The following is a 23,883-nucleotide window of genomic DNA, read 5'->3' as shown; positions in this document are numbered from 1 at the left end:
CCGGGTGGACCCCACGCCGTCCCCCTCCGTTTTGAGCAAGGATGACACCAGTATGGACCATATTATTGGCCAGCCCAGCCCCCTTACCCCGGGACAGGCAAACGGCCCGCAGGCTGAAACGCCTCTGATTACGGATGGCACACAAGCCACCTTCATGCAGGATGTGATTGAAGCCAGCCGGTCCATTCCCATTCTGGTGGATTTCTGGGCGGACTGGTGTGGCCCGTGTAAACAACTGACGCCGGTGCTGGAAAAGGTTGTGACGGCGGCAAAGGGCAAGGTCCGCCTTGTTAAAGTCGATATTGAAGCCAACCGCGCTCTTGCGGCCCAGCTCACGCAGATTGGCCTGCCGCTGCAATCCATTCCGATGGTGGCTGTTTTCTGGAAAGGCCAGATTCTGGACCTGTTTCAGGGCGCGCTGCCGGAAAGCGAGATCAAAAAATTTGTGGAAGGCGTGCTGAAGGCTGCGGGTGGCGGCACGATGCCCGCAACGGAACTGTTGCAGGAAGCAACGGTCGCCATGGAAACCAACCAGCCCGCCCACGCAGCGGAACTGTTCTCCGCCGTTCTGGGCGAAGAGCCTGAAAACCCGAAAGCATGGGGCGGCCTGATCCGTGCGATGCTGGCTCTGGATGACGAAGAAGCAGCAGACGCCGCCCTTGCGGACGTACCTGAAAAAATCAAGGACGCTCCGGAAGTGGCGGGCGCACGGGCTGCGCTGGAACTCAAGAAGGAAGGCCGCAAAGCCGCGCAGGAAATGGAAGAGGTCCGCGCCCGCCTTGCCGCCAACCCGGATGACTACGCCGCCCGGTGCGAACTGGCGACTGGCCTGAACGTGGCCGGGAAGCGAGAAGAAGCGGCAGACGAACTTCTATCCATTATCCGGGCGGACCAGAACTGGAACGAGGGTGCGGCCAAACACCAGCTTTTCCGCTTTTTTGAAGCATGGGGACAAGATGACCCGGCGACACTCGCCGCCCGCCGCCGGCTATCTTCTCTCCTGTTTTCCTGAAACGGTTTCTCTTGGCATCCTTCCTGCCTGACGATGAAGCTCTGCGTCTCGTTCCCAGAGTTTCAGACCTCACAATGGCCGATATCCCTGCGGAAATTGGCCTGTTCCCGCTCAGCGGTGTGTTGCTGCTCCCACGTGGCAAACTGCCGCTGAACGTGTTTGAGCCCCGCTACGTGGCCCTCGTGGAAGATGCTCTGGCGTCCCAAAGGCTCATCGGCATGATCCAGCCTTTGTGGGGGGAGGAAGATGAAGAAGAGGTGGAGAAAGCCCCGCCTCTCTACAGCATTGGGTGTCTGGGCCGGATAACCTCCTTTACGGAACGGGCGGATGGCACATTTGCCATCACCCTGAGCGGTGTCGCCAGATTCCGGATCCTGCGGGAGACGGGTCTGCACAGAGGCTACCGGCAGGCCCGGATTGATGTGTCCTCTTTTGTGGGGGACCTGAGTGAAATTCCGTCAGAACCATTCGACCGGGAAAAACTGCTGGAGTCACTCCGCCGTTATTTCCGCCAGAAGGGCCTGTCAGCCCGCTGGTCGATTATTGAACATATGGAGGATGATACGCTGCTGGTCACACTCCCCATGATCTGTCCTTTTCCTCCGGCGGAAAAACAGGCATTGCTTGATGCTGGCAGCCTGACAGACCGTGTGCGTGTGTTGCAAATGCTGCTAGACCTGTCTGGTCCTGAAGAGGAAGGTCCGCCTTCCTGAATATTTTTTATGGGTGATGCTCATGTCTGGTGCTGAAATTTCTCCTCCGCTCGACCCGCGGCTCCTCTCCGTTCTTGTCTGCCCGGTGACCAAAGGCCCGCTGACCTACGATGCCACGACCAATGAACTGATCAGCGCACAGGCCAGACTGGCCTTCCCCATCCGCGATGGCATTCCTGTCATGCTGCCGGAAGAAGCCCGTTCCCTCGAAGGCTGATCGCTCAGCAAGGCCCGGGTAACGCCCTTCCGTGAAACGCCGCTCCCCTCCGTTCCGAAGCAGACCTGCTCCACGCCTGATGCTGGAGTTGGGAGCGTTGGTGCTGGCCGCTCCTTTACTGGCCGGGTGCCATGTGGAGATTGAGGGCGATAATATCGACGTTCCGCCAGAACGACCGGGCCGCTTCCTGCCGGAAGCCGCTCCGGCGGAAGCCCGGGCGGCTCAGGAACAGGAACGGCGTGAGGACATGGCTCGCAATAACGGCCAGAATCCGGATAAAAACCAGCCGAAAGACCGGTACGAACCTCTGGCCCCGTCCGACGCCGCAACCGGCCCGCTGGAAGCAGGGGACGGCCACAGCGTCATTCCGGAAACACAGGCCATTTACGGCAAGCGGGAACAACCGCAGCAGTCAGCCCCGCAGCCGCACTAAACACCACTCAACGTGGCACCAGAGGACCGGCAACCCGCGCACCCCCGCGCCAGACGGCAGCAATCTGGTCCACAGCAGCAATATTCTCCGCAGGGTCAGCCTCCAACACCACAAAATCAGCCCGCTTGCCCGGTGCAATCACGCCGCGATCAGGCAGGTTGAGCAACGCCGCTGCCTGACTGGTGGCCAGTGTCAGCGCCTGAAGGGGGGTCAGCCCGGCCTCCACCAGCAGATGTAACTCCCTATGTTCCGCAAAACCGGGAATACGCACCGGTGCCGCACCGGAATCCGTGCCAAACCCAATTTTCACGCCAGCCCGATACAGGGTGAGCAGATTTTTCTGGTTCATCGCCACAGCGGCGTGAGACGCCCGCGCCAGAGGTGAACTGGCTATTTTCTGCCGCCATGCGGGGTCGGAAAACTGTTTCTGCAAGTCCGCATTCAGTCCGGCTTTCAGAACCGGATCATTCAGAATCTCCGGCTGTTCGGCAAACAGATAAGTTGCCTCGTCCAGACTGATCGTGGGGATATACCACACGCCCCGGTCTTTCATGGCGGTGATAAAGGCCGCATCAACCGGCTCATCCCGCACACCATGGGCGATAATATCCGCCCCAGCCCCGACAAGCCGTTTGCCGTAATCCAGATCATGAATATGCGCGGCCACCCGCAGATGCTGATTATGCGCTTCCTTGATAACCGCCTGCCAGATTTCGGACTGCATAACAGGCAGAGGTTTCTGGCTGGACACACCATTGCGGAAATCATCCACCCAGATCTTCACAAGGTCCGTATGTTCGCTGGCCATGGTGCGTACGGCCTGCTGTGCCTCATCCACTGTTGCCGGGCGGAAGATCTGATCTTTCCCAACCTTGACCATGCCCTCTGGCGGCATACCACCGGGCACGCCAATACCCTGATCCACCCCGAACAGGTCAGCCCCCGTTGCCCCGGCCGCATGCTGGGCGCGCCGGAGGTCATCAAACAGGGGGGATTTTGTCAGGCCCAAGGCCGTAACCGTCGTCACCCCATAGCGTTCATACTGGTCCAAGGCCGTTTTTATGACGGGCACTGTAAAATTCTCAGCCCCGACGGAGGTGCCGGACACCAGACCCACATGGCTGTGGTCGGTAATCAGGCCGGGGATAAGCGTTTTGCCGGACAGGTTAATCCGCTTCACATCTTTTGGCGCGGTCAGGTGCCCCGTCTGCCCCACGGAAACAATCCGTGTGCCCTGCACCAGAACGGCCATATCTTCCTGCTCAACCTTACTGGTGCCGTCAAAGAGACGCACATGCTCCAGCAGAATGGGAGAAGGAGCCTGCGCATACGCCTGCCCTCCGATACTCCCCAGACCGACCACACCATTAATCACACCACCGGCAACACCAGCCAGCAGCAGGCGGGATACGCCCCGCACTGCCCGTTTCTTTTCTGAATGACACGTCATAACCCGTCCTTTTATGTCAGACGGTGCTTAGTCCTCTTCGGCGCTGATTTCGGGAGCACACCGCCGCATGAGGTCCGCACCGGCCATTCCAAGAATACCAACCATCATACCAATGGCTGTTGGTATGGCGCTGCCACCGGGCAGCAGACCCACCAGAACACTACTCAATGAACCAATGCCGAACTGCATGGTTCCCAATAAAGCCGATGCACTGCCCGCATGCTGGCCATGATGATGGAAAGACATCACAGTCGCATTCGGGCCGATAAAACCCAGTGCTCCGGTAATGCTGGAAATCAACACACAGGTTAGAAGAGCGTGATGTTCTCCGGCAACGCCTGTTAAAGCCAGCACCGTAAACAACCCTCCGGCTATCAGTGCCCACAGCACCCCCACTTCCAGCAGGACCGGCATGGCCACCCGATGCACCAGCCGACCATTGATCTGTGTGCCGAGAATGAAAGCTGCGGCATTCACCCCGAAAAAGGCACCAAACTGACCGGGAGTGAAATGTAGCACCTGCTCAAACAGCACCGGGGCGCTGCCCAGATAGGCAAACATCACAAAGGTTGAAAACGTGGCAATCAGAGCATTGGAGATAAAAACCGGCTCCTGACTGATCATGATGTAACGGGCAAAAATCCTGATGGGTGAAAACGCAACTCGGCGTCCCGGTTGCAACGTATCGGGCAGGGAAAGAAACAGGCCAACAATAGCGGCCAGCGCATAGAACGCGCCAATCCAGAAGATCCACCGCCAGTTGCCAAATTGCAGGACCAGACTGCCCAGACTGGGGGCCAAAACCGGCATGACGCCAAAAACCAGCGTCAACTGCGCCATCAGTTTGGCCCCTTTTTTGCCTGTGGCCACATCGCGCACAATCGCGCGCGGAATTACGGCGCTGGCAGACCCGCCAACGGCAGCAACAAACCGGCAGACACAGAACAAGGAATAATCCTGCACCACCGCACAACCAGCCGAAGCTACGGCAAACACCAGCAGACCGAGCATAAGCGGCACACGCCGACCAAACCTGTCAGACAGCGGTCCCTGAGAAAACTGCCCCAGCGCTAACCCCAAAAACCAAGCTGCGAGCGTGAACTGAGCAGAGCCCTTCCCGCCACCGAGATCCTGCTCCAATTGTGGGAAGGCCGGAAGATACATATCCGTCGCCACCGGCCCGATAGCTGTGACCAGACCAAGCAGCACAATCAGCCAGAGTGTAAAGCCGGTTCCCGGCACGAATGGGGCAGGTGAAAAACGCGGCATCGTCTGTAAAATCCCAGCCAGTTAAATTCCCAACCAGCTAGAGAACGTCCAGAGGCCAGCAATCAGCAACACTCCTGCTATCAGAACGGGCAGAACAACCGTTAGCAGAAAACTGCCTTTAGGCTCGGCAGGCTCAGCAATGCCGGTTTGCTGAAAAATCTGGTCTGCCCGTGCATCTGCTTCCGCGTCTTCTGGGCTTTCTTCAGTCCAATTCTCTTCTGCCATGCTTTACTCCTGCTGCTACGGTGCCGCATTAAGTCTGGCTAACGACATAGCCCGGCTTATTGAGCAAACCGCACAGGAACAAGAATGCTCAGACATTCTGGACTGAAGCAAATTCTAGACATATAAATTTTTAGGGATGATGAGGAACTGGTGGAGCCAATCGGGATCGAACCGACGACCTCCTGAATGCCATTCAGGCGCTCTCCCAACTGAGCTATGGCCCCACACTGTTCCAGTCAGGCCACGTAAGTGGCTTGCTTGTGCACGCCTGATACAAGACGAGACTACTGCTGACAAGTCCCTATTTTACGAAAACAGCACCCCCATCTCTCTCAGCCCTTCCAGCAACGGTAAAAGGGGGAGGCCGAGGATGGCTGTCTGATCCCCCTCCATACGGGCGAAAAGATGCAGGCCCGGACCTTCAATCCGGTATGCGCCAACAGAGTGCAGACACTCTTCTCCTTCCGCCGCTAGATAGGCATCCAGAAAAGCCTCTGAAAACAGACGCATGGTAAGGTGAGGCTCGGAAACATGCTGCCATAAAACCTGCCCGTTTCGGCACACCACCACAGCCGTATGCAGGGTATGGGTCTGCCCTCTCAAAGACAGGAGTTGCTGGCGGGCAGCTTTCAGGTCAGCCGGTTTGTCATACCAGTTCCCGTTACAGGACAGCATCTGGTCCGCGCCGATTATAAAAGCATCTTCACAGGTGAGGGAAAGCGCCTTGGCTTCCGCCAGACGGAGGGCAACGGTCTGCGGTGTGGCCCCCTCTGCCCATCCGGCCTGTTTGAGAGGCTCTTCATCCACGGAGGAAGACATGACGGAAAATGCCAGACCGGCATTTTCCAGCAAGGTGCGCCGAATGGCAGAACCACTCGCCAGCACCAGTTTATGGCGCGAGTCCTGTATTGGAGTCGGTTTGAGTACTAAATCTGGCACCGAAGCGAGTCTCTTTCAGGTACTAAGCAATAAGGGGGCTGTGAGTACTCTCCTGAGTACCGGGGTACATGTGGATTGTACGGTGATCGTGACAAGCCCGTACCGAGTACCGTGCACAACTCACAAGAGTCATGAACCGGTGAGTTGTACACAGCCCCATTTGGGTACACTCTGGATAACTCTGAAAACCTTAGCATTTCCAACGGTCTGTAATCTGTACACAGTGTGGGAAAGATGGGGTACATTTTTGGAATGGTGGGTACCCCGTCATCCACAGTACCCTTTAACCTCTAAATCCATTTCTATTCTTTTATTTTATATTTTAGGACCGTGGACAGGTTGGACAAAGACGTGCAGGACTTCAGGCCATGACCAGCAAGACAGATATCCCCCCCTCCAAACGCCTGCTCAGAACATTGAACGGTGAGGCTGTCTGGCCACCGCCAATGTGGCTGATGCGGCAGGCAGGACGTTTCCTGCCCGAATTCCGGGCCATGCGCGCCAGAGCCGATTTTCTGACACGCTGCATGACACCAGATATTGCGACAGAGCTGACTTTGCAGCCTATCCGTCGCTTTGGCATGGATGGCGCCATCCTGTTTTCCGACATTCTCATTCTGCCATGGGCAATGGGACAGTCTCTTGAGTTTGTAGAAGGCACCGGCCCTGTTCTGGGTGCCATTCGCAGTGAAGCTGATGTGGCAAAACTCGACCCGGAACGCATTGCAGAGGTAACGGCTCCTGTTCTGGAAACATTGTCCCGCCTGAGACGCATTCTTGATGGACCAGACGATATAGGTGCGGCTAAAGGCGGAGCGACAACGCTCCTCGGCTTTACCGGCTCTCCCTTCACTGTTGCCTGCTACATGGTGGAAGGCGGCGGCTCGCGTGAATTTGCCACGACCCGGACCATGGCGTTTTCAGAACCTGCTTTGTTTGATCGCCTGATGGCGCTTCTGACAGAACAGACAGCAACCTATCTCTGCGCCCAGATTGAAGCCGGTGCTGAGGCTGTCATGCTGTTTGATTCCTGGGCAGGCCTGTTATCGCCTTCTGAATTCCGCAAGCATGTTATCGCGCCCACTCGCCAGATCGTGCAGACCATCAAAGCCCGTCACCCCTCCGTGCGTGTTATCGGGTTCCCTCGGCTTGGTGGCGTAATGGTTGCAGAATACGCCCGTGAAACTGGCGTGGATGTACTGGCTCTTGATACCGGGGCTGATCTTGCCACAGTGCGCACGTTGGTGCCGGAGCATGTTGCCCTTCAGGGAAATCTTGATCCTGTTGCGGTTTTGGCTGGTGGTGAGGCCATGCGGCGTGAAGCCCTTGCGGTGCGGAACGCAGGCCGTGGCCGCGCGCATGTCTTCAACCTTGGGCATGGTGTTCTGCCGCAAACGCCGGTTGAGCATGTGGCGGATCTGGTCAAAACAGTGCGGGAGAGCGAGTTGTGACACAGGCTTTAGCACTGTCTCCTGAAGGCCAACTGAAACTTGTTATTTTCGACTGTGATGGTGTTCTGGTTGATAGTGAGCAGACCTGTTGCCGGATTAGCGCAGAAGAAGCCCGCGCTGCTGGCCTGACTATTCCGCCTGACAAAGCGGTTGAAGAATTCTCCGGCATGGCGTTGCCGGAAATTCAGAAAGATATTGAAAAGAAAACCGGAAAATCTCTTGGGTCTGACTGGGCTGATCGTGTCCAGAAGCGTTTTGTTGAGGCCATGAAGCAAGGCGTGGAACCCATTGATGGCGTACATGCCATGCTGGAAGGCGTTAAAAAACTGGGTTTGCCGGTGCGTGTTGGGTCTAATTCCTCTACGGAAGAAATGGATGCAAAATTCATAGCAACGGATATGACGCATTATTTTACAGATCGCATTCATTCGGCGCGGGATATGGGCATACCCAAACCGCGTCCCGATGTGTATCTGCATGCCGCAGCACAGGAAGGGGTTGATCCTGCAAACTGCGTGGTTCTGGAAGATAGCAATACGGGCGCGCGTGCTGCTGTGGATGCAGGCATGATGTGTGTGCTGCTCCGTCCGGGGGCTGAGCCTGTGCCGGAATGGCCGAACCTTGTTCGTATTCATCATCTTTCAGAGTTTGTACCACTTCTGCAAAAAGCTTTGCATAATCAGGGTAAATAACCATGACCATTGACGCGCTTCTGCCTTGGGTACGCTGGATTCTGGCATTTCATGTCATGTCTGTCATGGCGTGGATGGCTGGGCTTTTCTACCTGCCACGCCTGTTCGTCTATCACTGTCAGGTGCGTATCGGGTCAGAAGAGAGTGAGCGCTTCAAAATCATGGAGCGTCGGTTGTTGCGCGCTATTATCAATCCGGCGATGTGTGCCAGCCTGCTGTTTGGGGTGCTGCTGGTGCTCACACCGGGCAGTGTAGACTGGCATGCTGGCTGGTGGCACTGCAAATTGACTGCGCTAGTCGGTATGTTTGCATTTCATGGATTTTGTGCCCGTTGGCGGCGAGAGTTTTCAGAAGACCGCAATTCTCATTCGGAACGGTTTTATCGGATAGCGAATGAAGTGCCGACAGTTTTGATGATGATTATTGTTATTATGGTCATTGTTCGACCATTTTGAATAATAGCAAATACGGCCTGTCTCTGTTTTCAAAAGGTAGAATTTTTCTGCATGCGTAAGCAGAGTCAGGCCGTAGCGATTTTTAGAAAGGCAGGATGAAACTTACAGTCCTGACGCCGAATATTTTATATTTTTATAAAAAACCATTCTACAAAAGAAATTTTCAAAATAATATGTAAGCGAATAAATAAAGTCCTGCAAAACCCTGCACAGGTATGTGTTTTTTAAATCAATCTCTGACTCCGCAGCAGGCCGAAGGCAGAAAGAGTGACCATGCAGGTGATCTCGTTTTTACGGATCATCTCTTCAACATCGTCCAGTAAAAGCGTATGGCAGGTCATATCCTGCTCTGTTTCTTCCCGCGCACATGGCCCTTGTGTCAGGCCGGTAGCGAGGTAGACGTGCCCTTTTTGAGTGGTGAAGCCTGCTCCCTGATACACAATGCCAGCATGATGCAGGGTTTTGGCAATCAGCCCGGTTTCTTCCTGTAGTTCTCCGGCTGCCAGACTATCCGGTTTGGCATCAGGCCGATCTTCCCACATTCCCATAGGCAATTCCCACAGGCGTTGGCCGATGGGATAGCGATACTGGTTGACCAGTGTTACGGTGCGTTGACCGTCTGCTGTCTCTCCCAGTGGCAGGATAACAACAAATTGACCGCGCTCCACAACGCCATAGAGCCCGTCTTTTCCGTTGGGGCGGCGAATGATGTCTTCCCTTACGCGGGTCCATGGGTTTTCATAGGCAATACGGGAAGAAAGCGTGACATATCCGCCAGCGTCAGGAAGAGGCTTCGTCATGGAACGGGTCTTTCGTCTGAAAATGGGGTCTTAAACGCTCTTATAGCACTAATTTCTGAGGAATGTTTCATGTCGGAAGAGGCTGTCCGCACACCCTCGATGACGTTTGTTATTCTGGCTGTCGTGGTTTTTACGTTATTTTGTTACATAGACATTGGCCTACAGATGGCTGTCGTGCCGCTGTTTGTGCGAGAAAAGTTGGGTTTCAGTTCAGCCATGGCCGGGTTTGCGGTCTCGGTGCAGTATCTGGCAACTTTTGCGTCACGAATTGGCGCAGGCAAACGCATTGATACAGGTGGCCCAAAACGCGTGGTGCTGATGGGCCTGAGCACTGGGGTTCTCTCAGGCCTGCTCCTAGCCACGGCTGGCGTGTTGACCTCTTTGCCTCTTGTTTCCCTGCTGTTTGTGCTCTCGGGCCGAATTGCGTTGGGCTTTGCTGAAAGCTGGGTGGCAACGGCGGTTATTGTCTGGAATATCCGCCGGGCAGGCGTCAGCCGGACGGCTCAGGTCATTTCATGGAACGGCGTGTGTTCCTATGGCGGTATTGCGCTGGGCGCCCCTATAGCGACCCTGATTTATCATAGTGTTTCAGCGCCTGTTCTTCATGGATTTGCAGGGGTTGGACTGCTCTCTGCTGTGCTGATGGGCATTGGTATTCCGCTGGCCATGCGTCAGCCTGCTGTGCCGCCGCTGGAGGCAGGCAAACAGCCTTCGTTTTTCACAGTTTTGGGGCGTGTGCTGCCTTATGGCTTAGCTCTCGCCGCCGGGTCCGTTGGGTTTGGGGCTATTTCCGCTATGCTGGCTCTGTATTTCTCAGACCAGAACTGGAGTGGAGCAGCCTTTGCGCTGGCGTTGTTCGGACTGACATTTGTGCTGACACGCTTTGCCTTTACCAGACAGATAGCAAAGCGGGGTGGAAACGCTGTCGCCGGTGTCTCGCTGTTTGTGGAGGCGTTGGGCCTGCTTGTCTTGGCTTTTGGGCATAGCGCGTTGTGGGCGGATGCCGGGGCCGCTTTGACCGGGGCAGGGTTCTCCTTGGTGTTTCCGGCCCTTGGTGTGGGTGCTGTGGCGCAGATAGGGCCAGAGAGTAAAGGGGCCGCTATTGGGGCTTTCTCGGTCTGTCTGGATATTGCCATCGGTATTTCCGGCCCTCTGCTGGGGTTGATGATCCCTCTCTGGGGCTACGGCGCGGTTTTTCAGGCTGCCGCGTGTGTCAGTCTTGTCGGGGTTGGGCTATGCGTTATTCTCAAACGGCGAACGCACCTTGGGCTTTGAGACGGGCTCGTAAAGTTTTTCCAGCCTGCAGAAGACGCCAGAACACGGTATGGTTTTGAGTTACTCAAAAAGAAGGAAAAGGATCGCATGCCCTCAACCCTGAACGCCGTTGCCGTTTTCTGCGGCTCTCGCTTTGGCACAAGCCCGCTTTACAAGCAGGCTGCGCAGCTTACGGGCCAGACATTGGCAAAGGCTGGCATTCGTCTGGTGTATGGCGGTGGGGCGCATGGGCTGATGGGCGTTGTGGCGGATGCCACACTGTGTGCGGGCGGAGTGGTAACAGGTGTTATTCCCGATTTTCTGGAAAGCCGGGAGAAAATGCACGAAGGCGTCGCGGAACTGATTGTGACGGATTCCATGCATACCCGGAAGCAGATCATGTTTTCACGGGCGGATGCATTCTGGATTCTTCCCGGCGGTTTTGGCACTTTTGATGAAATGATGGAAATTCTGACATGGAAGCAACTGGGGCGACACCATAAACCGATTATCCTGATCAATGTTGAAAACTGGGCAGACGCGCTTCTTGCCGCGTTGGATGTTGCCGTGGAGCAGGGCTTTGCGGCGGCAACTGCTCGCGCCATGATTCAGGCTGTGCCTGACGTGGAAACCGCTCTGCTTTATTCCCAGAATGCTGAAAAATCGGGCCGCGTGCCTGTTGAACAACTGTAAAGCAGCCAGAGAAGTGCACTTCTCTGCGTTTCGGCTCTTGCTAAGATGACCGGAGAGGCGTATAGCCCGCTCACGGTCATCGGAGTGTAGCTCAGCCTGGTAGAGCACTGTGTTCGGGACGCAGGGGCCGGAGGTTCGAATCCTCTCACTCCGACCAGATCTTTCCCGTAAAAATCCCCAAATTCTACGACCCGTCAGCCTTGCTGGCGGATAAATTATGGCAAAAATGCAGAGGCATTTTTTGCATTTTATGCACGGCAGCCTGACGCACTCAGCCGTATTCAGCCATCAGATTGCCGTATCAGGCGTCCATTATCCTGCTTTAGATGGTGGGAAAGCTGTTATCTGTGTCAAATAGAGTAGAAGTCCAGAGACCCTCTGGCTTCCTTGATCTGGACATTCGTTAAACGATTTCCCACTTCTTTAATCATGGAAAGACGTGTCTGCACAAAACAGGCCAGACACGCGTGCCATAACGAGGGGACAGAAAATGAAACGCACGTCACGTCAGTATGGGCGGTTGGCAGCGTGCTTGCTGCTGGGCTGCGCTCTGTCTCCCGCAGCGTTGGCGCATCATGGTGGTGGATTCCACGCCGGGTTCGGTTGGGGTGGGCCGGGAGGCTACTATCATGCGGGTTGGGGGCGCGGCGGCTGGGGCGGCCGTCCCTACTGGGGTGGTGGACCACGCTGGGGGTGGCGGCCCGGAGGCTATTACCGTGCTGGTTGGGGGTATCCCGGCTATCGTGGTTATGGCTGGGGATATCCCCGCTATGGCTGGGGGTATGGCGGCTGGGGTAATCCCTACTGGGGCGGCGGTTGGGGTTGGGGCGCACCGTTTGCCTATGGCTCCGTTGCCGGACTGGCATTGGGCTCTGTGGTCGCGTCTTCCGCGGAAGAGAGTTATCAGCCTCAGCAGACGATCATTGTGGCACCACCTCCTCCCTCTATGCCGCCGGAAACCATGGCTCCGCAAACCATGTATGCCCCTCCGTCCTACTACGCGCAGCCTGCGGAAGCTCCTGTGGCACAGGGAGGCTATCCGTCTGACGTCGCGCAACCCACCTATTATGAAAATGCTCCGCAGGCTCCAGTTCCGGCCACACAGCAGCGTTCCGACGTGGTGCATTGCAGCGCAGGGCGCTTCTTCAATTCTTTGACGGAAAGCTGTGATAAGCGCTGATCCGTTTTTATCTGCCAGAAAGGCCGCAGTGGGATGTTGTTCATCCCGTGCGGCCTTTCTTTTATTTCGGTATCATTTTAATTTAGTCTTTCAGGTAGAAAATGCTTCGTGAGAAAAGTGGGGTCATGGTGTCTGGTCGTTCAGAAAAAGCGTGGGTTTTAAAATTGCTTCCTCCTATCAGGGGGGGATTACTGGCCGCTCTGCTGGCGGGGAGCATGGTCTCAGCCGCATGGGCTGCTGAGCCGGACCCATTCCAGATATTCGCCCCGCTGAGCTATCCGCAGCCTGTTAACGCCTATCATTCAGGCAATGGGGCACCCGGCCCGATGGCTTGGAAAAATAGGGCGGATTACGACATCCATGTGCAGATTGACCCGGCCACACATAGCCTGAGCGGCAGTGAAACACTGACCTACACCAATAACAGCCCGGATACTCTTTCCACACTTTGGCTTCAGCTTGACCAGAATATCTATCAGGAAGGTTCACGCGGGGCGTATGCCGCGCCGCAGCGGCATCAGGATCATTCAGACGGGGTGACTATCGAAGCTGTCGCGCTGAACGTGGACGGTAAGGACATTCCGCTAACGCCGGTTGTTTCAGACACTCGTATGCAACTCGCCTTGCCGCAGGTTCTGGCGGGGAAGGGCGGGCATCTTACCCTCAAAATTTCATGGCATTATACCGTTCCCGGTGAGTGGGGTGGTCGCACGGCGTTCAGCCAGAACCGGGATGGCGAGATGTATGAAATCGCCCAGTTTTACCCCCGCATGGCGGTGTATGATGACCAGCGCGGTTGGGATACCGCCCCCTATCTTGGGCAGGAATTTTATCTGGATTACGGAGATTTTGATTACAGCGTCACCGTACCAAAAGGGTTTCTGGTGGCTGGAAGCGGTGTGCTGACAAACCCTGATACTGTGCTGAGCACACAGGAAAGAGATCGTCTAGCGCAGGCAGCGAGCAGTGAAACCCGCGTTCAGATTCGCACGGCGGAGGATGTGCAGGCCATTATCCATCAGCCGCAGACCGAGACGCAGACTTGGAAATTCCATATGGCCAACACGCGTGACGTTGCGTTTGTAGCCTCACCCACGCTGCAGTGGGATGCAGCACGGCTGGATCTGCCACCGCTTGAGGGGAGTGATACTAAAAACCCGGCCCCGCGTCTGGCCATGTCGGTCTACCCGGCAGAGGCTGTTGGTGCGACAAAATGGGATCGCTCAACAGAGTATGTGAAGCACGCGATTGAATATTTTTCGGGCAAATGGTTTCCCTACCCGTGGCCGAACGCCGTAAATGTCGGCGGGCATGGTGCCGCCATGGAATATCCGGGCATTGTGTTTGATGGCAAAAAGGATGCGGGCGCAGAACTGTTCTGGGTGACAACACATGAACTCGGCCATGGCTGGTTCCCGATGATTGTGGGCTCCAATGAACGCCGTAACGCCTTTATGGATGAAGGCTTCAACACCTTCATTGATGTCTATGCCTCTGACCACTTCAACCACGGGGAATTTGCGCCCAAGCATGATGTGGAATTTGCGCCGCAGACCGGGCATCCGGCGGACGATATTGTCCCTGTTCTGAAAGATAAGTCGGCTCCGGTGCTGATGACACCGGCGGATCTGGTCTCCGAAAAATACCGGCATAGCGTGACGTATTTTAAGGGCGCTTACGGGCTGCAATTACTGCGGGAGCAGATTCTGGGGGCAGCGCGGTTTGACCGGGCTTTCCAGCACTACATTGCGCTCTGGGCGTTCCGTCACCCCACACCATCAGACTTTTTCCGTGTCATGGAGAGTGAATCGGGCGAGGACCTCTCATGGTTCTGGCGGGGCTGGTATTTCAACAATTGGGGGCCGGACTACAGCTTGAAATCCGTTTCCTACGTGAATGGCAACCCGGTGCAGGGAGCGCGGGTGCAGGTAGAAAACAGGGGCTGGCTGCCCTTGCCTGTGGTGCTGGCCATTACGTGGATGGACGGGAGTTCCGCCCGTCTCACTATTCCGACAGAAACTTGGTATCAGCGTAATACAGTCACGCTCCAGATACCGGGCAAACAGGCCATCCGGTCTGCGGTGCTGGATCCAGATCATATGATCCCGGATCTGAACCGGGCAGATAACAGCTTTACGGTTAAGCTGGCCGGGGCGCACACACAGGGAACGTCAGCCGCCGTATCTTCCCCTTTGCAGGGTGCCCCGGCACCCTGACAGAACAAGACAGAGACGTAGGACAGCAGGGGCATCCGGTCGCACATATCCGGCCCCGGCTTTTCAGCCGCGTGACGGAATGGGTGCTCCTTCCAGAGTGAGCAGCCAACGTTTATCATCCACACCACCATCGCCGGAATATCCCCCCAACCCGCTTTGTGCCACGACACGATGGCAAGGGATCAGAATGGGGATGGGGTTCCGGCCTACGGCCTGCCCGACAGACCGTGCACTTCCCCCAACTTCCTGCGCCAGTGCCAGATAGGTTTTTACGGTGCCAACCGGGATGGCACATAAAGCCGTCCAGACCCGCTTCTGGTAGTCTGTGCCGAACATCGGCTCCAGTGGGAACGGGAAGACGCCTGCGGCTTTTGGGTCATCAAACCATGTATCCAGCCAGTCCCGTGCGGCACAGAGCATGGGTGTTTCTGTCTGGTCACGCCCCCAACCCCAGTCCAGCGAGATGATCTTGCCGTCTTCTTCTGTCAGGGTCAGCGGCCCGATGGGGGAATGGAGAGAAAGCTGGGGCATGGTCTTTGTCCATCATGATGTTGGTCTGTATAAGGCCGCAGTATGCGCGGCAGCCTGAGGCTTGTCATGTTAAGAAAAGGCCTCTGAGACACATCAGGCGGTAAGACCTTGATGTGATTTTAGCTTACGTCTGTAGGGCGTTCTGTTTTAGAAAGCCCGGATAAAGCCAGACTTCAAAACAGCCCCCACTTTTTCAGGGATCATGCAGGAAGGGACAACCACCGTGGCGTATCAGGGTGACGAAACAATTTTTGCCTTATCCACGGGCCTTGGCCGCGCAGCCATTGCGGTTCTGCGAGTGAGTGGGGCGGGGAGTGAAGCTCTGCTGAAAAAGCTGATCGGTAAGCTTCCCAAGGCCCGCCATGCAGCACTCCGGCGTGTGTGGCAGGAGGCCGCAACACAGAACACTCTGCTGGATGAAGCTCTAGTGCTCTGGTTCCCCGGCCCCCGCAGCTACACGGGGGAGGACGGGTTTGAACTGCATCTGCATGCTGGCCCAGCCGTTATCAAGGCTGTGGCTGGGGCATTGGTTGAAGGTGGGGCACGCCCGGCGGAGGCCGGGGAATTCACCCGCAGAGCTTTCATGAATGGTCGCATGGATCTGGTTGAAGCCGAGGGTATTGCAGATCTGGTTGAAGCGGAAACAGAAAGCCAGCGCAAACTGGCTCTGGCGCAGACGGATGGCGCGCTGAGTCGCCTTTATCAGAACTGGGCAGACCGGCTAAAACGCGTTTTAGCACATCAGGAAGCGTTGATTGACTTCCCGGATGAAGACCTGCCGCCTGAAGTGGAACAAGGTCTTCTGGATGAAATCCATGCTCTGATAGCCGCCATGCAAGTGCATATACAGGAAGGGGACAGAGGCGAGCGCATCCGGCGTGGTGTTGTGTTTGCCATTACCGGGCCGCCAAATGCTGGCAAGTCCAGTCTTTTAAACTGGCTGGCGGACCGTGATGCCGCTATTGTTTCCCCCATAGCGGGTACCACGCGGGACGCGATAGAAATCAGCGGTATTCTGGCCGGAGTCCGCGTAACATTTGTGGATACGGCAGGCTTGCGGGAAACCGAGGATGCCATTGAGGCAGAAGGCGTAAAGCGGGCATTGTTTCACGTGAAACAAGCCGACTGTGTGTTACAGATGTTTGCTGCTGGTGATGAGCCGAAGGACGTGTTTCCAGCAAGTGTGTTGATTGGAAACAAAACGGATCTCGGCACAGTGCCGAATGAGGTTAAGGGGCATCCGGTCATGCCGGTCAGCCTTGAAACAGGGCAGGGGCTGGACCAGCTTAAATCTGTGCTGGAGCAGAAGGTAGAAGCTCTAACGGCGTCTTCATCTTCTGGAGCGCCTTTGTTGACTCGGGCGCGGCATAAAGCCGGTGTTAAAGAGGCCTGTGCGTGTCTGGAGGCGGCGCTGCAGCAGGATTGGCCGGAAATGCGCGGGGAAGAATTACGGCTCGCTATGCGGGCTTTAGGGCGGTTGACGGGGCATGTGGGGGTCGAAGACCTTCTGGATGCGGTGTTCGGCCAGTTTTGTATCGGAAAGTAAAGGTAAGGCGGCAGGGTTATGGACCGTTCGTATGATGTGATTGTGGTTGGGGGTGGCCATGCCGGGTGTGAGGCCGCAGCTGCGGCTGCCCGCTGTGGTGCGCGCACACTCCTGCTCACCCATCGTAAAGACACTGTCGGTGCAATGTCCTGCAATCCGGCCATTGGCGGTATTGGTAAAGGGCATCTGGTGCGTGAAATTGATGCACTGGATGGCCTGATGGGTCGGGCTGCGGACCGGGCTGGGATACACTTCAAACTGCTCAATCGGTCCAAAGGGCCAGCCGTGCAGGGGCCAAGAGCTCAGGCTGACCGGTTTTTATATAAGCAGGCCGTGCAGGACTTGCTGGCTGAAACACCTAATCTGACTTGTGCTGAAGGGGCGGTAACTGACCTGATCTGCACGGATGCGGGAGCAGTGCAGGGTGTTGTGTGTGAAGATGGCACACACTGGCGGGCTGGTGCCGTTGTTTTGACAACCGGTACCTTTCTGGATGGAGTTATTCATATTGGGCATAAAAGCCAGCCAGCGGGGCGCGTGGGGGAGCAACCTGCGGTTGCACTCGCACGCAGACTGAAAAATCTGAATCTAACAATGGGGCGGCTTAAAACAGGCACGCCCCCACGTTTATTGAAAGATAGCATAAATTGGGGAATTCTGGCGGAAGATAAGGGGGACGTATCCCCCGAACCTTTCAGCCGCCTGACAACGCGAATTACTAACTCCCAATTAGTTTGCGGCATTACGACAACTACCCAAAAAACCCATGATATTATCAGAGAGTCTCTGCATCTTTCTGCTGTCTATGGCGGCGCAATTTCAGGCCGTGGGCCGCGTTATTGCCCGTCTATTGAAGATAAAGTCGTGCGGTTTGCGGAAAAGACCGGCCATCAGATTTTTCTGGAGCCTGAGGCTCTTCCTGAGCATGAAGGCGGCCACCTGATTTACCCTAATGGGATTTCCACCAGCCTCCCGGCGGATGTTCAGGAAGCAATGATCCGGTCCATCCCCGGTTTGGAACATGCGGTCATCGTGCAGCCGGGTTACGCTGTGGAATATGACTATGTTGACCCACGGGAGCTGACGGCCTCCCTTGAGCTTAAGAAATGTAAAAACCTGTTTCTGGCTGGGCAGATTAACGGAACAACAGGGTATGAAGAAGCTGGCGCACAGGGACTTCTGGCTGGCGTTAACGCGGCCCGTCGGGCGGCGGGGCTGGGTGCGGTCAGCCTTGATCGCGGTAAAGCCTATATCGGCGTGATGGTGGATGACCTCACAACACAAGGCGTGAGCGAGCCTTACCGCATGTTTACATCCCGCGCCGAATATCGCCTGACATTACGGGCCGATAATGCCGATATGCGGCTGACGCAAATCGGTCTGGACTGGGGTTGCGTGGGTGCTGAGCGGCGTGCCGTATTTGAAAAAGATTGTTCTGATATCGAAGAACTTACCGAGCGAGCCGAGCAGGAAAGCTGGCAACCGCAGGTGCTGGTTCAGGCCGGGCTGAAGGTTGCGCTGGACGGTCGACGCCGGACACTGCTGGAAATTCTAGGATATGGTGTGGAAGATGCCGTGCTTGAAAAGCTGGCGCCTTGGTATCTTACCGCGCCAGATCGCGCCCGCTCTTATGTCACAACACAGGCCCGCTACAAGGGCTACCTTATAAGGCAGCAGCGAGAAATCAGGCAACTTGAAGCCGAGGCCGAAATTCGCTTCCCCGGAGATATGGACTTCAATGCAATCGGGGGCTTGAGCGCTGAAATGAAGGAGCGGCTCGAACGCGCCAGACCGGAAAATTTTGGAGCGGCACAAAGAATTCCCGGTGTGACACCGTCTGCTTTGGTAGCGGTGCTTGCCCATGTCAGGCAAAGGAGTGCACGATGCTGAACCTGCCGGAAAGTGTTCATGTTTCACGTGAAACACAGGAGCGGCTAGAAGCGTTTGTCGCCCTGCTGGAAAAATGGAATCCGCGGATTAACCTTGTCTCCTCTCGTGACATTGCCAGTGTGTGGGAGCGGCATGTTCTGGACAGCCTCCAGCTTGCGCCGTTTGTGGCAGGACAGGAACGGTTTATTGATATGGGTTCCGGTGGTGGCTTTCCCGGCGTTATTGTTGCAATCGCGACGGGTGTGCCCGGAACATTGATTGAATCTGACCAGCGTAAAGCCGCCTTTCTGCGGGAAGCGGCTCGCGCTACAAAAGCGCCGCTAACAGTGTTAGCTGAGCGGATTGAGCAGGTGGATATTGCGCCTGCGCCGGTCGTTACGGCCCGGGCTTTGGCTTCGTTAAGTAAGCTTCTGGAGTGGACGGCTCCCTTGCTGGCAAAACAGGGGAAAGCCTTTTTTCTCAAAGGCCAGCAAGCGGATGAAGAGTTGACCGAGGCCCGACGGAACTGGCACATGAATGTGCGTATCCACCGCAGCATAACAAGCCATGATGGTGTGATTCTTGAAGTGAGCAATCTTGAACGTGTCTAAGTCTGACAAAAAAACAAAAACGTGCCGTATTCTGGCTGTTGCAAACCAGAAAGGTGGGGTTGGAAAAACAACCACGGCCATTAATGTTGCCGCTGCTTTGGCGGAAGACGGTGCACGGGTCGTGCTGCTTGATATGGACCCGCAGGGTAACGCCTCCACGGGCTTGGGTGTTGGGTATGATGCCCGGCAGGGCGGGGCCTATGCCCTGCTGACGCATGAGAAACCGGCAGCGGACCTTTTGCAGCCGACCGAGATAAACGGTCTCTCCGTTATTGCAGCCAATACAGAATTGGTCGGCGCTGAAATTGAACTGGTCGACGCGGATGAGCGTGAAACGCGCCTGCGGGAGGCCCTCGCTCCGCTGGCCAAGAGTGTGGACTATATCATTATTGATTGTCCGCCCAGCCTCAGCTTACTAACGCTGAATGCACTGGTTGCTGCAGATGGTGTTCTGGCTCCGTTGCAGTGTGAATTTTTTGCACTGGAAGGACTGGGGCATCTGGTCAAGACGATTGATCGGGTCAGAAAAAAATTGAACCCCACCCTGAAAATGGCCGGCATTGTGCTGACAATGTATGACAGACGAAATAACCTGTCTGAACTTGTTGCAGCGGATGCAAGGAGCTTTTTTGGGGATGATGTGCTTGAAACCATTATCCCACGAAATATCCGTATTTCTGAGGCCCAGAGTCATGGTCAGCCTGTCATGACGTATGATTCAAGGGCCAGCGGTGCGGAGTCTTATCGAGCTTTGGCGGCGGAAATTAAGAGGAGGGCATTCTAGGCATGTCTCAGCGTAAATCTGCAGCCCGACCAAAACTTGGCAGAGGTCTTGCCGCCTTGCTGGGTGATGTCACACCCTCTGTCGCTGTAGCGTCTGCTGGACCGACTCAGGCGGCCTCTGCGGGGCCAGCAACGCCTGTGAGTTCATTGTCCGTTGATGTTCTTGTTCCGGGGCCATTTCAGCCCAGACAGGATATGGAGCCGGAAGCGCTGGAAGAACTGGCGGAGTCTATCCGGGCGCGTGGCATTTTGCAGCCTATTCTGGTGCGGCCAGACCCGGATAAAAAAGGGCAGTATCAGATTATTGCCGGGGAACGACGTTGGCGTGCAGCGCAGCTAGCACAATGCCATACTGTGCCGGTGCATGTGCGGGATCTGGATGAAGTTGATGCCATGGCTGCGGCCTTGGTTGAAAACCTCCAACGTGCTGACCTGAACCCGATTGAAGAAGCAGACGGTTTCAGCCGTTTGATGGAAGAATACAGCCTGACGCAGGACGAACTGGCTAAAGCTATCGGGAAATCTCGCCCGCATGTGGCGAACACCATGCGCCTGCTCCGTTTGCCTGAAAGCGTGCGGAAAGCTGTTGGAGCAGGGGTTCTATCAGCAGGGCACGCACGTGCTCTTCTGGCGCATCCTGACCCGATTGCAGCAGCTAAGGAGGTTATTGAGAAAGGTCTTTCTGTAAGGCAGACGGAAACCCTTGTGCAGAAGGCGTTGGACAGCAAAGGGAAAGCTCAGCCTGCTCCGGTTAAAAAAGCCGCTGATCCCGAAATTTCAGCTCTTGAGCGAGATCTAGGGACAAGACTGGGCTTGAAAGTTCAGGTGCATTTTGACGGGCGTAAAGGCGGCTCTCTGCAAATTCACTATAAAAGTCTTGACCAATTGGATGATGTTCTCGCCCGTTTAAAAAGCTGAAATTTCAGACTTGTGCTAAAAGATTGAGGGTGATAGAAAGCACCCACTTCAGTTCATAGAACTGTAAGGGCGCATAGCTCAGTTGGTAGAGCAGCTGACTCTTAATCAGCGGGTCCAAGGTTCGAGCCCTTGTGCGCCCACCAATCTTTTCAAAGACTTAGGTGGTTTTCAGGCTTTAGGGTGCTTCACCCTCATAGCTTTCCGGAGTCAATCCGGAGTCATTTGATTGGCCTTTATGTGCTGACAGGGTAGGGGGTTTTTCCCGAGTCTGCTCAGAGCACCTTCCGGCTCAGTTATCTCCGCAAAATTTTGATCGCTGGCTGGTGACTTTTGCCTGCAATTTCGCGGGTATGAAAATTTGCCTATGGCGCGGTCCCGGCACTCATAGACCCTAGAGATTTAGCACCCCCCACCCCTTTTCGGGCACTAGGCCCCAAATCAGAGGAAAAATGGCTGTTTCCTGCCGTTTTTCCTGATTTTTCATCTCTTCTCTTTGATTTTTTGATTAATTTCAAAAACCTGCGAAAAATCTGCGCGTGAGCCTGATGCGGTTGCGGTGCCCAAACGGCATGAGACTTTAATCAGCCCCCCTCGGCTGAGACAGGTAGAGCCATGCGCTGTCTGCATGGACTGAGCCAGTTCTCTTACGGCCACACTTCCAACCCTTACCTAAAAAAAGGTGTACAAGGTGTGACAGGTGTAACAAACCCCATAACTATCTGTTTTATAATAGAAAATCTGTTACACCTTTTTGGTGTCAGCCGTTACACCCGGTCCAAAAAGGTGTAACAGCCTGAATGTAGGAATGGCTGTTTTCTGCCATTTATGAGCAAACCCCCAAGAAAACACCTTGCCAGTCTCTCTTTTTGAGACAGGAAAAAAGATTGTTTCCAGCCTGTTTTGTCATGATCTGAGCGCATAGCAAGCGACCTTATTCATTCCAAAGGCTAAAAAACGCGTGAAAGAAACCCGCGCGCTGCCCGCGCACACCCAGCCCACGGCACAATGCCTCGTCAGGAAGTAGCAGAAGCCACCAGACAGCGATAAACAGAGGTCCGGCCCATGCCCAGACGCTTCGCTATCTCCGTAGCACTCACACCCTTAGCCGCCAGTGCCTGCACCTGTTCCGCCTGACTCCGGGCTGTAGGCTTGCGTCCTTTATAGCGGCCATCCGCTTTGGCCTTGGCTATGCCCTCACGTTGCCGCTCTTTCATAATGTCACGCTCAAACTCAGCGACAGCGGCGAGCATGGTCAGCATCATCTTGCTGGTGGGGCTGGTGGTATCCAGTGTCATGCCGTTCATGGACAGCACGATCAGGCCGCAACCCTTTGCCTTAACCTCTTCCACAAGCCGCAACAGGTCCGTAGTGGAACGGGCCAGCCTGTCCGGCTTGGTGACTACCAGCACATCACCGGCCCGCATGTGATCGAACGCCGCACTCAACTGAGGCCGGTCTGTGCTGCTACCACTCACCTGTTCACGGAAGATACGTTCACACCCATTGGCTGACAGGTCACGGGCTTGCGATTCAAGCCCTGCCACCTGATCGGTGGTGCTAGTCCGTGCGTATCCAATTTTCATGTGAGGGTGTTCCTAAAACTGTTCCAAAAGGTCTAGACCCTAGACCCATATAGTCCCAAAAAACGAAAAACAACCCTATTGGAACAGAAAGCGAGGGTAAAAGTGTTCCATATCATTTGTACCAATAGATCTTGCCCTAATGGAACGCCGCAAGCCATGTACCAGACGCATAACAAGGACGGAACACGCCACATACAGAAAAGGCCAGCGTGATGCTGGCCTCTGGTCGGAGTTATGAAAGTATTGGGTCAGGCTGCTTTGCGGAAAGTAATCTGCGCCTGCAAGCCAGCCCTTGCTGCCATACTCAGAAGACTATCCAGAGAGAATCTGTCAAACTTTCGGCGCATCAGATCGGAAACACGAGGCTGGGTGACGCCAAAGGCATCAGCGGCCTGCACCTGTGTCATTTTGTTATCTTTCACAAAGCGTTCAAGGGCCGCCATAACTTCGGAACGAAGCTTCATCTGCTCAGCTTCTTCCCGTGTATCGCAGATTGCATCCCACACGCTATCGAAGGTCTGGGAAGCAGCGAACTCCTCTGTTTTCTTGGTCATTTCTGCTTCTCCTTTTTCTGCTTTGGCTTAGCACTGCTCGCCCGCAATTCACGACAAAGCGCGCTAAGCCGTTTTGACGCCAGATCAATGTCTTTCCTAGGTGTTGTCTGTGACTTCTTCTGAAAGCAATGAAGAACGTAAACTTTGCTTCCTAGGCTAGCGACGTAGAGCGAGCGGTAAATACCATCCTCATCACTAACACGAATTTCCTTCACACCCGGACCGACAATAGCCATTGGCTTCCAGTCAGAGGGGGTATCCCCTTCCTGCACTAGTGCCAGTTCATATCCCATCTCTCGCATGACTTCCGGGGGAAACTCCCGCAAATCAGACAACGCTGTTCCTAAGAACTCGATGGGTTTACGTTCTGACGTCATAGGAACGATATACACCTACTTATATATTCTTCAAGGCAACAGAAGGGCAACAAGACGCAAATAACCGCAATGTCATGCATTATGAGCGGAGGGCAGTCGCTTACCCTCCGGC

At 55.3% G+C, this 23,883-nt stretch carries 25 protein-coding genes and 3 tRNA genes; 18 read left to right on the top strand and 10 right to left on the bottom strand.

The genetic code is table 11. The features are described 5' to 3' along the window. Window positions 1-52: 52 nt before the first annotated feature. From AD949_RS11565 to AD949_RS11550, 4 genes are all read left to right on the top strand, one after another. Window positions 53-1,012, top strand: coding sequence for a thioredoxin family protein (locus AD949_RS11565; RefSeq protein ID WP_048834874.1), 960 nt, complete (start codon window positions 53-55; stop codon window positions 1,010-1,012). Window positions 1,013-1,086: 74 nt separating this feature from the next. Next, complete coding sequence (locus AD949_RS11560) at window positions 1,087-1,725, top strand: LON peptidase substrate-binding domain-containing protein (protein ID WP_096430381.1); 639 nt, start codon at window positions 1,087-1,089, stop codon at window positions 1,723-1,725. A 22-nt stretch (window positions 1,726-1,747) separates the two neighbouring features. Next, on the top strand, window positions 1,748-1,942 hold the full coding sequence (locus tag AD949_RS11555; protein ID WP_048834873.1) for a Trm112 family protein: 195 nt from the start codon (window positions 1,748-1,750) through the stop codon (window positions 1,940-1,942). 31 nt (window positions 1,943-1,973) lie between these two features. Continuing rightward, the gene (locus tag AD949_RS11550) at window positions 1,974-2,375 is read left to right on the top strand and encodes a hypothetical protein (protein WP_244463274.1); all 402 of its coding nucleotides are present in this window, start codon (window positions 1,974-1,976) and stop codon (window positions 2,373-2,375) included. A 7-nt stretch (window positions 2,376-2,382) separates the two neighbouring features. On the opposite strand, the gene AD949_RS11545 is transcribed toward AD949_RS11550, so the two are convergent. The 5 genes from AD949_RS11545 to AD949_RS11525 form a co-directional block, all read right to left on the bottom strand. Continuing rightward, window positions 2,383-3,825, bottom strand: a complete 1,443-nt coding sequence (locus AD949_RS11545; protein WP_082064578.1) for an amidohydrolase family protein — start codon at window positions 3,823-3,825, stop codon at window positions 2,383-2,385. 27 nt (window positions 3,826-3,852) lie between these two features. Then, window positions 3,853-5,094, bottom strand: coding sequence for a multidrug effflux MFS transporter (locus AD949_RS11540; protein WP_048834812.1), 1,242 nt, complete (start codon window positions 5,092-5,094; stop codon window positions 3,853-3,855). Between the two features lie 21 nt (window positions 5,095-5,115). After that, the gene (locus AD949_RS11535; protein ID WP_048834811.1) at window positions 5,116-5,319 is read right to left on the bottom strand and encodes a hypothetical protein; all 204 of its coding nucleotides are present in this window, start codon (window positions 5,317-5,319) and stop codon (window positions 5,116-5,118) included. Between the two features lie 148 nt (window positions 5,320-5,467). Beyond that, window positions 5,468-5,543: transfer RNA gene (locus tag AD949_RS11530), tRNA-Ala, on the bottom strand. Window positions 5,544-5,625: 82 nt separating this feature from the next. Further along, complete coding sequence (locus AD949_RS11525; RefSeq protein WP_048834810.1) at window positions 5,626-6,258, bottom strand: Maf family protein; 633 nt, start codon at window positions 6,256-6,258, stop codon at window positions 5,626-5,628. Between the two features lie 368 nt (window positions 6,259-6,626). Between AD949_RS11525 and hemE the strand changes: the two genes are divergently transcribed. From hemE to hemJ, 3 genes are read left to right on the top strand one after another with little or no spacing between them, the layout of a single operon-like run. Next, window positions 6,627-7,709 (top strand): uroporphyrinogen decarboxylase, encoded by a 1,083-nt coding sequence (gene hemE / locus AD949_RS11520; RefSeq protein WP_048834809.1) that lies wholly within the window; start codon window positions 6,627-6,629, stop codon window positions 7,707-7,709. Next, window positions 7,706-8,401 carry an HAD family hydrolase gene (locus tag AD949_RS11515; RefSeq protein WP_048834808.1) on the top strand — a complete coding sequence of 232 codons (696 nt, stop codon included), beginning with the start codon at window positions 7,706-7,708 and terminating at the stop codon, window positions 8,399-8,401. The genes hemE and AD949_RS11515 overlap by 4 nt, the downstream gene beginning before the upstream one ends. Before the next feature lie 2 nt (window positions 8,402-8,403). After that, window positions 8,404-8,856, top strand: coding sequence for a protoporphyrinogen oxidase HemJ (hemJ, locus tag AD949_RS11510; protein ID WP_048834807.1), 453 nt, complete (start codon window positions 8,404-8,406; stop codon window positions 8,854-8,856). Between the two features lie 224 nt (window positions 8,857-9,080). On the opposite strand, the gene AD949_RS11505 is transcribed toward hemJ, so the two are convergent. After that, a complete protein-coding gene (locus tag AD949_RS11505) occupies window positions 9,081-9,656 on the bottom strand; it encodes an NUDIX domain-containing protein (protein WP_048834806.1) in 576 nt (191 codons plus the stop codon). A gap of 69 nt (window positions 9,657-9,725) precedes the next feature. Between AD949_RS11505 and AD949_RS11500 the strand changes: the two genes are divergently transcribed. The 5 genes from AD949_RS11500 (at window position 9,726) to AD949_RS11480 (ending at window position 14,999) form a co-directional block, all read left to right on the top strand. Next, window positions 9,726-10,931 (top strand): MFS transporter, encoded by a 1,206-nt coding sequence (locus AD949_RS11500; RefSeq protein ID WP_048834805.1) that lies wholly within the window; start codon window positions 9,726-9,728, stop codon window positions 10,929-10,931. An 87-nt stretch (window positions 10,932-11,018) separates the two neighbouring features. Next, complete coding sequence (locus tag AD949_RS11495; RefSeq protein WP_048834804.1) at window positions 11,019-11,603, top strand: LOG family protein; 585 nt, start codon at window positions 11,019-11,021, stop codon at window positions 11,601-11,603. 80 nt (window positions 11,604-11,683) lie between these two features. Continuing rightward, window positions 11,684-11,760: transfer RNA gene (locus AD949_RS11490), tRNA-Pro, on the top strand. 333 nt (window positions 11,761-12,093) lie between these two features. Then, window positions 12,094-12,783 (top strand): hypothetical protein, encoded by a 690-nt coding sequence (locus AD949_RS11485; RefSeq protein WP_052944506.1) that lies wholly within the window; start codon window positions 12,094-12,096, stop codon window positions 12,781-12,783. A 215-nt stretch (window positions 12,784-12,998) separates the two neighbouring features. Beyond that, window positions 12,999-14,999: a M1 family metallopeptidase gene (locus AD949_RS11480; protein WP_244463278.1), complete on the top strand. Its 2,001-nt coding sequence runs from the start codon at window positions 12,999-13,001 to the stop codon at window positions 14,997-14,999. A 63-nt stretch (window positions 15,000-15,062) separates the two neighbouring features. On the opposite strand, the gene AD949_RS11475 is transcribed toward AD949_RS11480, so the two are convergent. After that, window positions 15,063-15,530: a methylated-DNA--[protein]-cysteine S-methyltransferase gene (locus AD949_RS11475; RefSeq protein ID WP_048834802.1), complete on the bottom strand. Its 468-nt coding sequence runs from the start codon at window positions 15,528-15,530 to the stop codon at window positions 15,063-15,065. 202 nt (window positions 15,531-15,732) lie between these two features. Between AD949_RS11475 and mnmE the strand changes: the two genes are divergently transcribed. The 6 genes from mnmE (at window position 15,733) to AD949_RS11445 (ending at window position 21,400) form a co-directional block, all read left to right on the top strand. Further along, window positions 15,733-17,076 carry a tRNA uridine-5-carboxymethylaminomethyl(34) synthesis GTPase MnmE gene (mnmE, locus tag AD949_RS11470; protein ID WP_048834801.1) on the top strand — a complete coding sequence of 448 codons (1,344 nt, stop codon included), beginning with the start codon at window positions 15,733-15,735 and terminating at the stop codon, window positions 17,074-17,076. An 18-nt stretch (window positions 17,077-17,094) separates the two neighbouring features. Then, window positions 17,095-18,966 (top strand): tRNA uridine-5-carboxymethylaminomethyl(34) synthesis enzyme MnmG, encoded by a 1,872-nt coding sequence (gene mnmG, locus AD949_RS11465; protein ID WP_048834800.1) that lies wholly within the window; start codon window positions 17,095-17,097, stop codon window positions 18,964-18,966. After that, complete coding sequence (rsmG, locus tag AD949_RS11460) at window positions 18,960-19,556, top strand: 16S rRNA (guanine(527)-N(7))-methyltransferase RsmG (RefSeq protein WP_048834799.1); 597 nt, start codon at window positions 18,960-18,962, stop codon at window positions 19,554-19,556. The genes mnmG and rsmG overlap by 7 nt, the downstream gene beginning before the upstream one ends. Then, entirely contained in the window at window positions 19,549-20,340 is a 792-nt protein-coding gene (locus tag AD949_RS11455; RefSeq protein WP_048834870.1) for a ParA family protein, read from the top strand. The genes rsmG and AD949_RS11455 overlap by 8 nt, the downstream gene beginning before the upstream one ends. After that, window positions 20,334-21,257 (top strand): ParB/RepB/Spo0J family partition protein, encoded by a 924-nt coding sequence (locus AD949_RS11450; RefSeq protein ID WP_174766763.1) that lies wholly within the window; start codon window positions 20,334-20,336, stop codon window positions 21,255-21,257. The genes AD949_RS11455 and AD949_RS11450 overlap by 7 nt, the downstream gene beginning before the upstream one ends. 67 nt (window positions 21,258-21,324) lie before the next feature. After that, window positions 21,325-21,400 (top strand) — tRNA-Lys (locus tag AD949_RS11445). 870 nt (window positions 21,401-22,270) lie between these two features. Here AD949_RS11445 and AD949_RS11440 read toward each other — a convergent pair. The 3 genes from AD949_RS11440 to AD949_RS11430 all read right to left on the bottom strand — a co-directional run bounded on the left by AD949_RS11440 (window position 22,271) and on the right by AD949_RS11430 (window position 23,771). Then, complete coding sequence (locus AD949_RS11440) at window positions 22,271-22,840, bottom strand: recombinase family protein (protein WP_048834797.1); 570 nt, start codon at window positions 22,838-22,840, stop codon at window positions 22,271-22,273. Between the two features lie 248 nt (window positions 22,841-23,088). Continuing rightward, window positions 23,089-23,394, bottom strand: coding sequence for a helix-turn-helix domain-containing protein (locus AD949_RS11435; protein WP_025828411.1), 306 nt, complete (start codon window positions 23,392-23,394; stop codon window positions 23,089-23,091). Beyond that, window positions 23,391-23,771: a type II toxin-antitoxin system RelE/ParE family toxin gene (locus AD949_RS11430; protein WP_025828413.1), complete on the bottom strand. Its 381-nt coding sequence runs from the start codon at window positions 23,769-23,771 to the stop codon at window positions 23,391-23,393. The genes AD949_RS11435 and AD949_RS11430 overlap by 4 nt, the downstream gene beginning before the upstream one ends. Between the last annotated feature and the right edge of the window lie 112 nt (window positions 23,772-23,883).

This window comes from Acetobacter orleanensis (genome assembly GCF_001581005.1).
GTDB classification, from domain to species: Bacteria; Pseudomonadota; Alphaproteobacteria; order Acetobacterales; family Acetobacteraceae; genus Acetobacter; species Acetobacter orleanensis.
This window is presented reverse-complemented; position numbering and strand designations above follow the sequence as displayed.